The sequence below is a fragment of the Brucella sp. HL-2 genome, assembly GCF_025846885.2.
GTDB classification, from domain to species: Bacteria; Pseudomonadota; Alphaproteobacteria; order Rhizobiales; family Rhizobiaceae; genus Brucella; species Brucella quorumnocens.
Window position 1 is genome coordinate 53898 of the sequence record NZ_JAOYTK010000004.1, and the last position, 16294, is coordinate 70191.

Sequence of the window (16294 nt, forward strand, 5' to 3'; positions counted from 1 at the left end):
TCACGCGCGTTGCCGGTGCGCAAATCCCACGCAAAATTGTTACCCTCGAATGGGCCGAGACAGAAATGGTTCTGTCGTTGGGGCTTATTCCATCAGGAGTGGCCGATCTCGCTGGCTATCGTCAATGGGTGGGTATTGAGAATGAAGCGCTTGTTGACGCTGTCGAAGTGGGCGGCCGTCAGCAACCAAGCCTTGAGGCGCTCATGCGCCTTAAGCCTGATCTTATAGTTACGTCTGTGCTGCGCCACGGTACGATTGCTTCTCGATTGAAAGAAATCGCACCTACCATTCTACTGGATGGAGGCTCTAACGCCTCAGATTTTTATGAAGCTGCCAAACACAACCTTTTGAGTGCTGCAGAAGCTACCGGCAAGGAAGTGGCTGGGCAGGCAGAATGGCAGTCATTTGAGGAGCAGCTTCTTGCCGTTCAAAAAAAGAACTGCAATTCCGTAAATGTGGTTGTTGCGCAGCCGTTACCTGGGGTTGCCCGGCTGCGTATTTTCACGTCCAATTCTCTGATTATGAGGACGCTTGCAAAAGCTGGGTTCTCTGAAGGAATTGATCGCGGCAATCAACCCTTTGGCTTTACGACATTTGGGTTGGAAGAGCTGGCAACACTGAGTTCCGATACGAAACTTCTGATACTCGGTGAGGAGATACCGATTGAGCTGAGCCAAAGCGCCATCTGGCCTGCTTTGCCGATGGTTGCTGCCAAACAAGTCTATACTATCGGCGGCAATATCTGGCCTTTCGGGTCCACGAGATCAATGTTGCGCCTCATTGCAAAAACAACGAGCGCTCTAGCGATTTGAATAGACGTGGTCTGATGATGTTGGCGTACTAACGCGATTGTTTACGCATCAACAGGATGAACAGTGGGGTACCTATAAAGGCCGTCACGATTCCTGCCGGGATTTCGTGTGGCGCTATTACAGAGCGTCCTATCATATCGGCTAAAACGGTAAGTATCGCGCCTATAAGTGCCGTAACCGGCAAGAGATGTCGATATCGTGCACCGCAGCATAAACGCGCCGCATGTGGTGCGATCAACCCTACAAATCCTACAGCGCCGATTGCAGCCACAGCGCCCGCAACAGACAAGGCAGCGAGAGCCATTGCCCACATTCTCGTTGCAACTGGATCAACCCCTAAAGATTGAGCGCCGTCATGACCAAGCGCGAGTATATCGAGCCGCTTTGCAAACGCCATTGCCGTTAGCACAAGAATGAGCCAAGGCGCGAGTGCTTCGACATCGTGCCAGCTGCGTCCATGCGTTGAGCCCGCCAGCCAAGAGAGAGCTTCCGCAACCTGTAGCTTTGCTTCAATAACGACAATCGTGCTAAGCGCCGAAAGACTGGCAGCAATTGCGAGTCCAGTCAATGCAATGCTTGCTGGCGAGAAACGAAGCCCGAGCACGGATATCAAGATAACGACGCTACCTGCACCTGCGGCTGCGAACAACGCAAAGAGTGGGCTCCCCGGAACAAAGCCCATCAAGAGTGCAAGCAGACTTGCGAGGGCGGCCCCTTGAGCAAGCCCGAGGGTTTCGGGACCCGATAACGGGTTACGGGTAACGGCCTGAAGCAACAAACCTGCGACTGCCAATAATGCCCCGGCGCCGATTGCTATGAAAACCCGAGGCATTCGCAGTGCATAGATTGTACTCCAATCTATTTGCCTACCGGCGATGCCGTCACCAAAGGTGAAGCCCGCAAAAACAGACACGCATAAGAGTAACGAGAGTGTGACGTAGAGCGTCAGCTTTCGCGCAAATAACACTTTCCCCAGCAGAATATTTGCGCGAGTGCTTGCCTCATTTTTTACCTTCCGAAGGATAAAAATCAAAACAGGTGCAGCAAGACAAGCAGCGAGAATTCCAGTCGGAATTACCCTACCTTCGCTGCTTAAAAATTGAGCGATAACGTCAGCACCCAACAATGCAACCGCCCCCCAAAGGCATGCAGAAGGCAACAGTACTCGATGTTTGATCAAACCACTTGCACGTAAAAAATTGGGGACGGCGAGGCCGATAAAGCCGATAGGTCCAGCGATGGAGACAGCCGCTCCAGCCAAGATAACTGAAATCAACAGCCCAATGATGGCTGTGGTTTTTCCAAGACCAAGGCTTGACGCAATATCACTGCCAAGTGCCATGATATCAAATTGTCTGCCGAGCAATGTCAGAAGCAAAATGCCCGTGAAGACTACCGGAGCGAGTGGCGCGATCTTGCTCCAACCCGTCTGATCCAGAATCCCTGCAGACCAGAGAATAACCCCCGAAGCCCGATCATCCGCAGTCAGAATAATAGCTGAGGAAATAGCTGAAAACGCCAACGAAACGGCCACTCCCGCAAGCGCGAGTCTGACAGTTTGTGCTTGCAAGCCTCCACCGACTGATAAGCAAACCAAGCCGCCGATTGCTCCGCCCAGGATGGTTGCCGCAAAACCCGGAAAAGCGAAGGGTAACAACAAGCTTGAGATTACGAGCGCAAGTTGTGCGCCGCTCGTGACGGCTAATATATCGGGTGCGGCCAGTGGGTTGCGCAGGATCGTCTGCATAACTGTGCCCGCCGCCGCGAGTGCCGCCCCGACGAGTATGGCTGCCAATGCGCGCGGGAGACGGATAGTTTCAATAATAATCTGCGCAACAGATTGCGGACGGGAGGGGGCCAGCAATACATCCTGCATTGTGACATTGGCGCTACCGACAACGAGCTCCGCGAATGTGAGAAGAAGCAATAAAATCAGCCCAACGAGGATAAGGCTCGCAGGAAGTAAGAAAGAACCAGATCTTACATGTGGAGCAGATTGCATGTTCAATTTTTCGACGGTTTATCGGCAGGGTTGACCCAACGCGGCAGGCAGAAGGGGATAGGTAAAACCGGATGTTGCGTTATGTCGATGTCGAAATCAAAGGCCTCTTTTAGATGCTGTTTGGTGAAAACCGTTACGGGTTCGCCAGATGCCATGACGCGGCCTTTGCGCATCAGGATCACATCATCGGCAAGTTCAATTACCTGATTGAGATCATGAAGCACTGCAACGATGGTCAAGTGTTGTTCGCGATTGAGCATTTTCAACAGAGTGAGGAGTTCGGCCTGATGGCGAATGTCCAAAAAATTAGTTGGTTCATCAAGAAACAGCACAGACGGGTTTTGCGCCAGAGCGAGTGCAACCCAGGCCCGTTGTCGCTCGCCTCCTGAAAGCGATGCGACATGTCTGTGACACAAGTCCTGTAATCCAACCTGAGCAATCGCACCTGCAATAAATGCGCGGTCTTCAGGTCCGAGGCGCGAAAACAAACGCCGGTGCGGATGTCGACCATTTTCAACCAGTTCCTCGACGGTCAATCCTGCTGGAACTTCAGGCATTTGGCCAAGCACTGCAATCTTTCGAGCAAGATCAAGCCGCCGTAAATGGCTTATATCGGTTCCTTCAAAGAACACCTTGCCTTGTGAGGGAGCTTGAAGGCGCGCCATGCTGCGCAGTAGGGTACTTTTTCCCGAACCATTTGCACCGCAAATAACGGTGATTTTCCCCGGCGCCACCGATACATTGACTGTTGCTAACGCCGGGGCGCCTTCATAAGTGACAGAGAGATCAGCGACACGAATGATTGCCTCTTCCATTGTGCTTCTAATCTTCCTGATGCCCTTTGTGTGCGTTCCGGGTTATTATAAATTCCCGTCTTGGGAATAATCAAAATGGCTGCGTTGGGCAAGGGTATTCGCTATTCTGACGCGCCCTTTTAGCACATCCGGTTTCGGCCAATCGGGAGCATCATTGGCCTCCCTGACGTGGGGTCAGTGATGATGATGCTCTCAAGATTGAAAACTTCCCGAACGTTCTTTTCGGTCAGAACCGTTTCGGGCGAGCCTTCGACATGAAGGCACCCCCCTGCCATAGCGACAAGATGGTCGGCATATCTTGCCGCAAGGTTGAGATCATGCAGCACCATGACAATGGTGGTGCCCCGTGTCTGATTGAGATCGGTGAGCAGATCAAGAATTTCGATCTGATGGCTGATATCGAGAAATGTGGTTGGTTCGTCGAGCAACAAAATATCAGTATGTTGCGCCAGTGCCATTGCAATCCAGACGCGCTGCTTTTGCCCCCCCGATAGTTCATCAATCGGTTTTTCGGCGAGTTCTGCAGTTTTTGTTGCTGACAATGCGGCGGCTACAGCTTCATTATCTTCTCGTGTCCAGCGAGAGAAAATGCCTTGATAGGGGTGTCTGCCGCGGCTCACCAGATCAGCGACCGTGATGCCTTCTGGCGCTACCGGAGACTGAGGAAGCAATCCCAAAGACTGAGCGAGTGCGCGCGACGGTATCTTGTGAATTGATTTTCCGTCTAGCAGCACATTCCCACGATGAGGGGTAAGAAGGCGTGACATACTGCGCAAGAGCGTTGATTTTCCGCACGCATTGGCACCGACGATGACGGTTATTTTCCCGATCGGGACGTCGAGATCCAATCCTTCAAGTATTAGCGTATCACCATAACCGCACGATAATTGACTGACTTTGAGAGTATGGCTTGTCATAGCGAACCTCCGGCTCGATTGACGCGAACAATGAGATAGATGAGATAAGGCGCACCCAGTGCGCCCGTGACGACGCCAACCGGATATCGACCGGGCAGCATGAACTGACCAATATAATCACCGGCCAGAACAAGAATTGCTCCGATCAGTGCTGAGGGTAAGAGCAATGATCCGTTATTGCGCAATATTCGCGCAGCGATAGGGCCTGACAAAAAGGCAACAAAGGATATTGGTCCGGCAATCGCTGTTGCAAATGAGATCATTCCAACTGCTGCTATAATGATAATTATGCGCGTTTGAGCGACTTTCGTTCCGAGCGCGGCCGCTGTATCGTCACCCAAACGCAATGACTCCAGATCACGCGTTCGGCTCAAAAGCAGGCCGCCGAAAACTATCAGCGCAAAAAACAGCGGTGCGGCCTGATCCAATCTGGCGCCGTTAACGCTGCCTGTCAGCCAGCGCATCGCTTCCTGAAGATTCCACGCCGGTGCACTGGAAAGAATACAGGCAATAAAACTTTCGAGCATTGCTGACACACCGATTCCAACCAGGATCAGACGTGTTCCGGCAACGCCGTTTCGAAACGACAAGGCATAAACGAGCAGGGCAACCCCCAATCCGCTCAAGACAGCGAAAATGGAAACGGCTGGGCCACTCATAGACAATACAACAATCGCGAAGACTGCCGCCGCACTCGCCCCGGAACTAATTCCGATAATATCAGGGCTCGCCAACGGATTACGCAACATGGTCTGAAACGCCACGCCGCCTAAACCGAAACATAGACCTGCCAACACAGACACTATCGCTCGTGGTAGACGTAATTGACCGACCGTAAAATTGGCGCCAGGTACATTCTCCCCCAGCAGGACACGCATTACATCGCCTGGTGGCGTGAACGATTGTCCAAGAGTGAGCGTTAAGGCAAAGAATGCCGCCAAAATGGTTGTAAGGCTGGCAATCAACAGCCATCGACTGCGATGATTACGCTTACGACTACGGATTAGCTCTTCAATCAATGGGGAGTACAAGTTCATAACTCCCGCACGCGTTGGCGTCTGACGATCCAGATGAAAAACGGCGCTCCAATGAAAGCTGTGATGATGCCGACATCGATTTCCGCAGGGCGAGCAATGAGACGACCGACTATGTCGGATGATAGCAACAGGCAAGCTCCGCTTATTGCAGAAAAGGGCAGGAGCCAGCGGTGATCAACGCCAACCAGAAGACGGCAAAGATGAGGAACGATTAGTCCGACGAAGCCGATTGGTCCGCATATGGCAGTCGTCGCTCCGCAAAGGAGGATCGCCCCAATAGCAGCAATTATACGGGCTATCGCAACATTTTCACCCAGCCCGGTCGCCAGCTCGTCCCCCAATGCAAGTGAGTTGAGTTTTCTCGCTGATAGCAAACTGATTACGAAACCTGCGAGAAGGAAGGGTAATACATAGGAAATACGATCAAACGTCGCTCCACCTACACCGCCGATTTGCCATGAGCGTATACCCCCTGCCAGATCAGCGCGTGGCAATATTATAGCGATTACAAGCGATGAAAAAGCAACGGATGTGGCAGCACCTGCAAGAGCCAGTTTAAGAGGTGTGGCACCTCCTCGGCCTAGCGAGCCGATCGTGTAGACAAAGATTGCAGCTGCGGCAGCACCTCCGATTGCAACCCAGATATAGGCATGTGCGGAAGCAATGTTGAACCAGGATATAGCAATCACTATTGCAAGTGACGCGCCCATATTGACGCCAAGTATACCGGGATCAGCAAGTGGATTGCGTGTTATGCCCTGCATAACAGTACCGGCAAGGCCCAGAGCTGCGCCAGCCAACAATGCCAGCAAAGTTCGAGGTATGCGCATGGCAACGGCAGCCTGCCCGATAGTGTCGTCATGGCCGCTAAGAGCAGATAGAATTTCTGCCCAGGACACATCCCGTGTACCGAGTGCGACAGACAGAAAGCATGAGATGATGAGTACAGCTATGAGCAAAAGCAGCCACAAGGACCTGATACTATTAGAAGAACGCAGATAGGCCGATGCATCGGGCTGATGAAGACTGCCGGAAGTCATTTCGTCTTTTCCGCAGCACCCGCGAGGAGAGAAACATAATCCTTAAGCACCCACGAAATTGAAAGCGGTGTCGGATTGGCTGCGGTACCCAACGGGTTTCGCCCCAACATGACTACAGCGCCATTGGTCACTACAGGCAATTTGGCGAGAAGGGGGTTGGCGCGCATCGCGGAGAAGAGCTGCTCTCCTCCATATGTCACGACGATGTCGACATCATCGAACAAATCTATGCGCTCAGCGCTGATGGAACCTGAAAACTGTCCGGGCCTGGACGCACCGACAACGCTTTTTGGTGATACCAGACCGAGGTCCTGAAAGAATTTCACCCTTGTATCATTGGTCGTGTAGAAATTGATCGTGCTAAGATCAGTCGCATCAAGATGTGTGACGAACATAGCCGTTTTACCCTTGAGGTGCGGGTATTCACTGACCGTTCGCGCAATGTCTGCGTCGATTTTGCTGATAAGCGCATCACCTTCCGCAGACATGCCCATTCCAGCGCTGTTGAGATGAATCATCTCGCGCCAGTCGGTTGACCAGGCTGCCTGTGGATAGGCAACAACTGGAGCGATCTGGCTCAATGTCTCGTAATCTGATTGGCTCAGACCGGAATAAGCTGCCAGAATGACATCTGGGTTGGTTGCTGCTACAGCCTCGAAGTCAATGCCATCACCCTCATCAAAGAGTACTGGCTTGTCTGTCCCGAGTTCTTTCAATCGCTCTGCAACCCACGGCAACAGGCCATCACCGTCATCGTCACCGAAATTGGCTGACGCCATTCCGACAGGGACGATGCCCAGCGCCAACGGCACTTCGTGGTTTGCCCAAGCCACAGTGGCAATACGCTGCGGCTTCTTTTCAATGGTTGTTGTGCCAAAAGCGTGTTTTATTACAATAGGATATGTCTGATTGTCATTCGCAAGAGCGGCTCCTGTTCGCCCTGTGAACAGGCAAATTATCAGCAGTATGAACAAAGAGCGGATAAAGCGTGGCATGGGTAGACCCCCCATTGTTTAAAAGTTGCCACTCAGTCTCAGGTTAACCGAAGGCCGTCAAGGCCGGTGGTTAAACCATGTCAATTTTGCGGCGAAATAACCGTGGTTTTTTACAATAATGCCGATTTTTACAATACTGGACAATCAATCTCAAGTTAGTGGCGCATTCAAGCAATTGCGATACAAACGGGCACGCAGTTTTGAACACAGCCGTTCGGACGATCTGTACCGGGATGTATCCAGGATTGACCTCTCAACATCCCAACGATGCTGGTGATGTTGGCCGCATGTAACTGAAAAAGAGAATCCGGGACCAAATAATGGACATCAACACCACTTCTGTTAGCTATCGGCAAACTGAGATACGGGCGCGGAAAGCGGTTCTATTGAGTTGCTCTGCCCTGGTGATGTTCATGCCAACCATTTCTGCTGCACAGCAGGCGGAAGTTTCTGCAGCACCCGTGGTACTGCAAACAATTACTGTCGATGGTAAAGCCGGGGACGATGATGATAGAAACTCTATCGTAGCCACAAAAATCACAAGCGGCAGCAAAATGCCGACTGACATCCTTGATACTCCAGCATCCGTATCTGTGATTACAGCCAAGGAAATTCAGCAACGCGGCGCTCAGAATGTTGAGCAGGTTCTGCAATACACTGCTGGTGTTTCGACTGATTTTTATGGTTCAGACGATAGATTTGATTTCTTCAAAATTCGTGGCTTTGATGCAACAACGTATCGTGATGGCCTGCCTCTCGGCCGTCCGTTTGGCGGCATCCGCGAGGAACCATACGCATTTGAACGCGTCGAGGTATTAAAGGGCGGCAATTCCACAGTATTTGGCGTGTCGGATCCGGGCGGATCAGTCAACTACGTCACCAAGCGTCCAAGGAGTGAGCGTTTCGGAGAGGCCTATGTGACGGGCGGCTCATTCAGCCACAAGGAAATCGGTTTTGATTTTGGCGACAACCTGACATCGGACGATACATTATCTTATCGACTGATGGGCAAGTTCAGAGATGCCGATGCCGAATATGATTACTCGCGCGATGACGAGAAGTTCATCATGGGAGGTCTGACCTGGCGTCCAGATGATGCCACCAATCTGACGATTGTTTTTGATCATCTGTATAAAAATGGCGTTCCCGGTAGTGGTGGGCACCCAGTTGGTACTGATTTTAAAAGAAGCCGCTTTTTCGGTGAACCAGATTATAATTATCGCGGCACTGACCGAAACACGGTTAGCGCGATGTTCGACCATGATTTCGGAAATGGCTTTAGCGTGAGCGTCAATGGACGTTACAGCAAGCAGAAGACCGATTTCGGTTACGCGTATATTTCCTCGACTCCAACGGACGGATCAACACTTGCCGGACGTTCTTTCTTTGGAAACGAAGCATCGGCAGAAAACTTCATCGGTGATGCCAATGTGCAATACGAAACCGAGTTTGCGAATGTTAAAAGCCGCACGATGCTCGGGTTCCAGTATAATAATTATTCCGGGAACAACGCGACCTGGTGGGGCAGCGCGCCAAGCATTGACTGGACCAATCCGGTCTATACCGGAGCGCCCGTTAGTGTTCCGCTTCTGAGCAACACTGGAAGCAAGCAGAAGACCAAGGCAATCTATTTACAGCAGGATTTAACCATTGCGGATCAGTGGATTGCAACCGTTGGCCTGCGCAATGACTGGCTTGATCTGACGCAGACCAACAACTTGAACAACAGTACCACAGGAGCGGGCTTCAACGAATTCACCAGTCGCTTTGGTCTGACTTATAAGGTCACCCACGAATGGGCGGTTTATGCAAGCTACGCTGAGTCAGTCGCACCTCCCGCGATTGGTCTTGATCCGGAACGTGGTGATCAGATTGAAGTCGGTGTTAAATACAGACCAGACGCATTTCCGGCTTTGTTCAGCCTCGCAGCGTATGATCTCACAAAAAACAACATCTCGGTCACTGATCCGATTACGGCACAATCAAGCACAATTGGCGAAGTGCGAATTCGCGGGATTGATCTCGAGGCCAAGGCGGAACTTACAAATAATCTTAGTCTGACCGCAGCATATTCCTATCTTGACCCGGAAATTGTCGAAAATGGTGGGGATGGAACCGAGGGTAATCGACCCCAATTTGTGTCACAGCACATCGCTTCTTTATGGGCAAACTATACATTGCCCGGCAGCGGTAAAATTGGCGATATGACATTCGGATTGGGCGGCCGTTATTCTGGCGCTTATTATTTCACCGCCGCGAACACGTCCGGTGCAGGTGGAAACGTCGTTTTCGATGCTGCTTTCAGTTACGAATTCTTGGACAATTCCACGCTCGAAGTGAATGTCAGCAATTTGTTTGACAAAAAATATGTTGCTTATGGCGGCTTTGGTGCTGACTTCTATAATCCTGGCCGCGAAATTACTGCAACTTTGCGTCGTACCTGGTAAAAGAAAATCACCCCGTCCGCCTATACGGGCAGGGTGATGCTATCTTTTCAAATTGGCGATTGTCTGACTACAGGCTCTATACCCCGTAAAGACTACTGCCTGTTTTGTTGCATTCTGCGCCAAGCCGCCGGCGTTTCGCCGACAATCTGTCTGAACGCCTTGGTCAAGTGAGCTTGATCGGTAAAGCCCAACTGAGCAGCGACACCTGCGACTGTCGCATCACCGAGACACAACAACTCCTGAGCGCGATCAATGCGCTTTGTAAGTTGCCATTGGAGTGGAGTTTGACCCGTTGTTTGCTTGAAGACATTGGAAAACCAACTCTCCGATAGCCCAACAGTCGCAGCCATCTCGGAAACACTGAGCCGCCCGTCATTGGAAACACCAATACGCGCATTGAGTTTGTTGATTTGCGCTTGAGTGAGTCGGCCATTGCCCTGTTTGTCTTCAATCCGAGGTGCCACAAGCAAGCGTGCCAAAATGGTGCCGATCAGGTTTTCAACATAAAGCGAATGCTGGGAAGGATTGGAAATTTCTTCTTCAAGGAGACGCGCGAGGATTTCGAGCGCACCGATATCTTGTAATTCCACAGGACTGCGCACAGTTGTCATCGCCAGCGATATACCAAGTGAGGGCCGCAGATACTTAAGCAGACGATCCTTATGGAAGTGCAAATTCAGATGAGAGAAACTATGCGAGGCGATTGTATTCGTCCAAAGAGGAACGCCTGCGGGAATGTAGATTGCTCGCGTCATAGGACGCTGGTGCAGATACTGCGACCCGCTTTTGTTTGATATACGTATCTTCGACGACACATCCTGAAAAAAGATCATAATACGAGGATCGTGGGATAAAAAATATCCGGAGGCACCAGAAGGGCTCTCAGCTTCCCAATAGACGCTCACCAATCCATCCAAAACACGCCATTTTACCGGAGCGGTGACACGAATGCCGTCGGCGTTCCAAATCATAGAGTGCCAGAAGCTCAACGTTTTGACCGTCCCAACAAAAATCGCCTTTCGGCGTCGCCGAATGAACATATTAAAGATGATTAAATTACTCATCTTCATGTCAGATGGCAAGCCGTGAATAAACTGCTGGCGATGTAGAGAAACTGGCGCATTTGAAACTTCACATGACGTCTTGAGTCTTCATATTTCTTATGCGAGCATTCGGACGGAGGAGAACAATCATGGTGTCGACACTGTCGCACATCAAGGAGATTGAGCGCGTCGCTATGGGCGGGGCGTCCGATCGTGATCGTCCTGTAATCCAATCCTGGCTGCGGTGTCTCAACGATTACCAGCTCAATCCTGCCCAGACGCAAGAAGCCTATATCGTGCCTGACACTCTTTTGCGGGAACATCGCGAACAGTCGGAAGAACTCATCCGCATCGGACGAACGGGGCTCGAAGCGCTTTTCAGACAAGTAGCCGATCAAAGCTACGTATTGTTGCTATCGGATGCGCGTGGTGTCACCGTCGAGTTTATGGGCGATCCGACATTCGACAATCAGCTTCGAAAGGCTGGACTGTATCTTGGGTCTGAATGGTCGGAAGACCGAGCTGGAACTTGCGCGGTGGGAGCCTGCATGGTGTCGGGAAAGCCGGTTATCATTCACCAGGATGACCACTTCGATGCATGTCATATTGGCTTGACCTGCACAGCTGCACCAATCTTCGATACATTTGGTGATTTGTCGGCGGTTCTCGATATCTCGCAATTGCGGTCACCAACCGCGAAGGCGAGTCAGCAACTAGCGCTTCATCTGGTCGCTTCTACGGCACGGCGCATTGAGCTTGCCAATTTGATGACCAGAGCACATGAGGACTGGGTACTGCGGTTGGCGAAACTGCCAGATTTTCTTGATGTTGATCCCGACGCCGCAGTTACAATCAACGGTAACGGCGTGATTACAGGAATGACACATGGTGGCTTTGGCGGCGTTGCGCGAGGAATGGGCCTAAACAACGTCTCAACAAAAGACCTTGTTGGCCAGTCGATTTCAGATGTTTTTGATATCGACGTTGACAAGCTCCCCGACCTGATGCGCGGGCGCCCAAACGGCGAACGTCTGGTTAGGGCGCGTAATGGTCTGGCATTGTTTGCAAGCGCCATCGCTCCTGTCAGCAGTTTCAGGACGTCGTCGGTCGTAGCATCGGTGCGGCTACCAGCAGCTTTACGCCATTTGAGTTTCGGAGATCCCGCAATGGAAGCTCTTCAAGCTCGGGCTGCGAAATTGGCGGGTCGTCATCTGCCGATCCTCATCAAAGGTGAAACCGGCAGCGGCAAAGAATATCTGGCACGCGCCATTCATGATAGCAGCGCTAAGCCCGGACCTTTCATTGCTGTGAATTGCGCGGCAATTCCCGAACAGTTGATTGAATCGGAACTGTTTGGTTATGTGCCCGGTGCTTTTACCGGCGCTATGCAGAAAGGCAAGATCGGCCTTATTGAAGCAGCTAACGGCGGCACTCTGTTTCTGGACGAAATCGGTGATATGCCGGTCACACTTCAAAGCCGTCTGTTACGCGTTCTTTCGGAAAATGAAATACAGCCTGTTGGCGCATTGAAGCCGAAGCCAGTCAAATTCCGGCTTCTCTCGGCATCGCATCACGACCTTGCGGGACTGGTCGCAGAAGGCCGTTTCCGCGAAGATCTGCTCTATCGCCTTAATGCTGCAACACTACAATTGCCGCCGTTGCGCCAAAGGCAGGATTTCGACCCTATTGTTGATCATCTTCTACGGCGCATCGGCGAGGAAGAAGGCGAAACAATCACGATTGATCGCATCACACGTAAGGCCTTGGCGACCTATAGCTGGCCCGGGAATCTCCGTGAACTTGATAATACCTTGCGTGTCGCGGCAGCGATTGCAACAGATGCAATAATCACGACAGACTGTCTGCCAGATCATTTTCAAGTCAATATCGCTGCTTTAAATTTCCGCAGCGATGCGGACATCTTGCGTCGCCAGCTTGATGAATGCGGCAACAATATTTCCGCGCTTGCACGAAAACTCGGGGTCAATCGGTCAACTATCCATCGCCGTTTGAAACTCTCGCACTGAAAATGCAACAGTTGCAACATGTGTTGCACTAAGACTGTTGCAGTTGTTCCCTTCATAAGCTTCACTTTAATTAAAAGCATTAATAATCAAACACATATGCCTTATCTCGCATTTGGCACGCAGCTTGCTCTCTCATTTAATGATGCAAATGGAGGAGTTATGTATGCGTGCTTTGCGCTTTTATGCTGCCAAGGATCTGCGTGTTGAAAACCTGCCGACGCCAGCCAGTCCCGATATCGAGCCAGATCAGGTGCTGATCGAAAATCGTTTCTGTGGGATATGTGGGACCGATCTGCACGAATATGCTTATGGCCCAATTTTTATTCCAATCAAACCGCATCCGTTTACCAAAGCAGTTGCCCCGCAAATTCTGGGGCATGAATTTGGCGGTATGGTCAAAGCTGTGGGACGTGATGTAACGCACGTAAAAGTTGGCGACCGTGTATCAGTACAGCCGCTCATCATGCCCCGCGCGGGCGACTATTTTGCTGATCGTGGCCTGTATCACCTGAGTACCAGTCTGGCCCTGGCGGGCCTTTCCTGGCACTCAGGCGGTATGGCTGAAATGGCGCTGTTGAACGCTTATAATGTTCAGCCAATCCCTGACGATCTTAGTGACGAAGAATCAGCGCTCATTGAGCCAACCGCAGTGGCGGTATATGCCTGTGATCGAGGTGGCGTTACGGCTGGTAACAGCGTCCTTGTCACTGGTGCTGGGCCGATTGGTATTTTGACAGCAATGGCAGCACGCGCCGCAGGTGCGTCACAAATATTCCTCTCCGACCTAAACGACACGCGTTTGCAGCTGGCACGTGAAAAACTTGGTGATGTTCGCACCATTAATCCAAAATCAGAAAATGTAGGTGAGGTAGTTCGCGCGGAAACCGAAGGTAATGTCGGTTGTGACGTTGCTATTGAATGCGTCGGCAATGAGCACGCATTGAAGAATTGTACTGATGCCGTCCGTAAACAAGGCGTTGTGGTGCAGACGGGTTTGCACCCTCACGAGAACCCACTCAACTGGTTTGATGTTACATTCAAGGATATCGATATTCGAGGTTCGTGGGCTTATCCCACCCATTATTGGCCGCGTGTAGCCCGGTTGATTGCAAGCGGTCAGATACCCGCAAACAAGATCGTGACCAAAACAATTGCGTTGGAGGATGCAGTTGTTGAAGGCTTTGACCGATTGCTGGATCCAGCGGGCACCCAGCTGAAAATCCTGATCGATCTGAAAAGATAACATTACTTTAGTGTCGGGCTTGGGAGAGCCTGACGTCAACTTCCATGGGAGGAAATTATAATGCTTGAAAAGACACCAACTGTTCTGGTTCAGACCTTTCTCGACAAGTTCGGCGCAGCACTGGAAGAGGGGCGGGTCGATGACGCCGTTTTGATGTTCGTGGATGATTGCTACTGGCGCGATCTCGTCGCCTTTACCTGGAACATCAAGACTGTAGAAGGGCACGATGAGGTGCGTGATATGCTGCAATCACAGTTGCAGCTGGTTAGGCCAACCAAGTGGCTCGTGGCCGCTGGAGAAGCCGCAACGACGGCCGATGGTGTTACGGAAAGCTGGATAACTTTCGAGACTGATGTTGCACGCGGATATGGTCTTATTCGCTTGAAAGGTGGCAAGATATGGACCCTTCTTACGGTTATGTCGGAGTTGAAAGGACATGAGGAAAAATCCGGCTTTACCCGACCGCTTGGGGCAAAGCACGGCCAAGACCTTGGTGCCAAGACATGGAAAGAAGAGCGCGAAGAGGAAGCTCGAACGCTTGGTTATGAGAAGCAGCCCTATGTGCTGGTTATAGGCGGAGGGCAGGGCGGGATTGCTTTGGGAGCGCGTCTGCGTCAGCTCGGGGTGCCAACGATCATCGTTGAGCGCAACGAAAACGCAGGGGACTCTTGGCGCAAACGCTACAAGTCACTCTGCCTCCATGATCCCGTCTGGTATGATCATTTGCCATATATTGATTTTCCAAAAAACTGGCCGGTTTTTGCGCCGAAGGACAAGATCGGCGATTGGCTGGAATTCTACACCAGAGTGATGGAACTGAACTACTGGACACGCTCCACTGTCAAGTCGGCGCGATGGGACGAAGCGAGAAAGGAATGGTCTGTCGTCATTGATCGCGATGGCGAGACGGTCATTCTGCGTCCAAAACAGCTTGTGTTTGCAACTGGTATGTCAGGCAAGCCGAACATTCCAGGCATGAAAGGCCAAGACCGCTTTAGGGGGGAGCAACAGCATTCCTCCAGGCATCCGGGCCCCGATGGTTATAAGGGTAAAAAGGTTGTTGTCGTCGGCTCTAACAATTCGGCTCATGATATCTGCGCCGCACTTTGCGAAGCTGGCGTAGATGTAACTATGGTCCAAAGATCATCGACCCATATCGTCCGGTCTGAGCCACTGATGAAGCATGGGCTCGGCGCGCTTTATTCCGAAGAGGCTTTGCAAAACGGCGTCACTACTGCCAAAGCTGATCTGATATTTGCTTCACTTCCCTATCGCATCATGCATGAGTTCCAAAAACCCATCTATGACAAGATCCGCGAGATCGATGCTGATTTCTATGCAGCACTCGAAAAAGTCGGTTTTCAATTGGACTTCGGCGCCGACGGGTCGGGATTGTTTCTTAAATATCTGCGGCGGGGATCAGGTTACTACATCGACATTGGTGCCTCGCAGTTGATTATTGACGGTAAAATCAAGCTTGCATCCGGGCAGATCGAAGAGATCACAGAAAACGCGGTCAAGCTCACCAATGGCACTGAGTTACCCGCCGATCTCATCGTTTATGCGACAGGTTATGGCTCAATGAATGGCTGGGTCGAAGATATCATCGATCAAGAAACAGCGGACAAGGTTGGCAAGGTCTGGGGTCTGGGATCCGAGACACCCAAGGATCCGGGCCCATGGGAAGGGGAGCAACGTAACATGTGGAAACCCACGCAGCAGGAAGCACTGTGGTTTCACGGAGGAAACCTGCATCAGTCCCGCCACTATTCTCAATACCTGTCGCTCCAACTTAAAGCACGTATGGAGGGAATAGAAACACCCGTCTATCAATTGCAGAGGGTACACCATACGAGATAGTGAACTGTCTTCGCGCGTGTTCGTTTGAGCGCATCCCGAAAACTCCGAAACAGATT

12 protein-coding genes are annotated in these 16294 nt (G+C 51.4%); 5 read left to right on the plus strand and 7 right to left on the minus strand.

Annotated features, from left to right (window positions below; genetic code table 11):
• The first annotated feature begins 35 nt into the window (after positions 1-35).
• Positions 36-812, plus strand: coding sequence for an iron-siderophore ABC transporter substrate-binding protein (locus tag OIV19_RS08190; RefSeq protein ID WP_498831033.1), 777 nt, complete (start codon positions 36-38; stop codon positions 810-812).
• A 28-nt stretch (positions 813-840) separates the two neighbouring features.
• Here OIV19_RS08190 and OIV19_RS08195 read toward each other — a convergent pair whose 3' ends face one another.
• The 6 genes from OIV19_RS08195 to OIV19_RS08220 all read right to left on the minus strand — a co-directional run bounded on the left by OIV19_RS08195 (position 841) and on the right by OIV19_RS08220 (position 7618).
• The gene (locus OIV19_RS08195; protein WP_264231197.1) at positions 841-2739 is read right to left on the minus strand and encodes an iron ABC transporter permease; all 1899 of its coding nucleotides are present in this window, start codon (positions 2737-2739) and stop codon (positions 841-843) included.
• Positions 2740-2816: 77 nt separating this feature from the next.
• A complete protein-coding gene (locus OIV19_RS08200; RefSeq protein WP_264231198.1) occupies positions 2817-3629 on the minus strand; it encodes an ABC transporter ATP-binding protein in 813 nt (270 codons plus the stop codon).
• A gap of 119 nt (positions 3630-3748) precedes the next feature.
• On the minus strand, positions 3749-4546 hold the full coding sequence (locus OIV19_RS08205) for an ABC transporter ATP-binding protein (RefSeq protein ID WP_264231199.1): 798 nt from the start codon (positions 4544-4546) through the stop codon (positions 3749-3751).
• A complete protein-coding gene (locus OIV19_RS08210) occupies positions 4543-5583 on the minus strand; it encodes an iron ABC transporter permease (RefSeq protein ID WP_264231200.1) in 1041 nt (346 codons plus the stop codon). The genes OIV19_RS08205 and OIV19_RS08210 overlap by 4 nt, the downstream gene beginning before the upstream one ends.
• On the minus strand, positions 5580-6623 hold the full coding sequence (locus OIV19_RS08215; protein ID WP_264231201.1) for a FecCD family ABC transporter permease: 1044 nt from the start codon (positions 6621-6623) through the stop codon (positions 5580-5582). The genes OIV19_RS08210 and OIV19_RS08215 overlap by 4 nt, the downstream gene beginning before the upstream one ends.
• Positions 6620-7618: an iron-siderophore ABC transporter substrate-binding protein gene (locus OIV19_RS08220; RefSeq protein WP_264231202.1), complete on the minus strand. Its 999-nt coding sequence runs from the start codon at positions 7616-7618 to the stop codon at positions 6620-6622. Before OIV19_RS08220 ends, OIV19_RS08215 begins: the two co-directional genes overlap by 4 nt.
• Positions 7619-7938: 320 nt before the next feature.
• Between OIV19_RS08220 and OIV19_RS08225 the strand changes: the two genes are divergently transcribed.
• Positions 7939-10065, plus strand: coding sequence for a TonB-dependent siderophore receptor (locus tag OIV19_RS08225; protein WP_264231203.1), 2127 nt, complete (start codon positions 7939-7941; stop codon positions 10063-10065).
• Between the two features lie 92 nt (positions 10066-10157).
• Here the strand turns inward: OIV19_RS08225 and OIV19_RS08230 are convergent, their stop codons facing one another.
• A complete protein-coding gene (locus OIV19_RS08230) occupies positions 10158-11054 on the minus strand; it encodes a helix-turn-helix domain-containing protein (protein WP_264231372.1) in 897 nt (298 codons plus the stop codon).
• Between the two features lie 203 nt (positions 11055-11257).
• On the opposite strand from OIV19_RS08230, the gene OIV19_RS08235 reads away from it, so the two are divergent.
• From OIV19_RS08235 to OIV19_RS08245, 3 genes are all read left to right on the plus strand, one after another.
• Complete coding sequence (locus tag OIV19_RS08235) at positions 11258-13135, plus strand: sigma-54-dependent Fis family transcriptional regulator (RefSeq protein ID WP_264231204.1); 1878 nt, start codon at positions 11258-11260, stop codon at positions 13133-13135.
• 163 nt (positions 13136-13298) lie between these two features.
• Complete coding sequence (locus tag OIV19_RS08240; RefSeq protein ID WP_264231205.1) at positions 13299-14378, plus strand: 2,3-butanediol dehydrogenase; 1080 nt, start codon at positions 13299-13301, stop codon at positions 14376-14378.
• 60 nt (positions 14379-14438) lie between these two features.
• Positions 14439-16238 (plus strand): NAD(P)/FAD-dependent oxidoreductase, encoded by a 1800-nt coding sequence (locus OIV19_RS08245; protein ID WP_264231206.1) that lies wholly within the window; start codon positions 14439-14441, stop codon positions 16236-16238.
• The last annotated feature ends 56 nt before the right edge of the window (positions 16239-16294 follow it).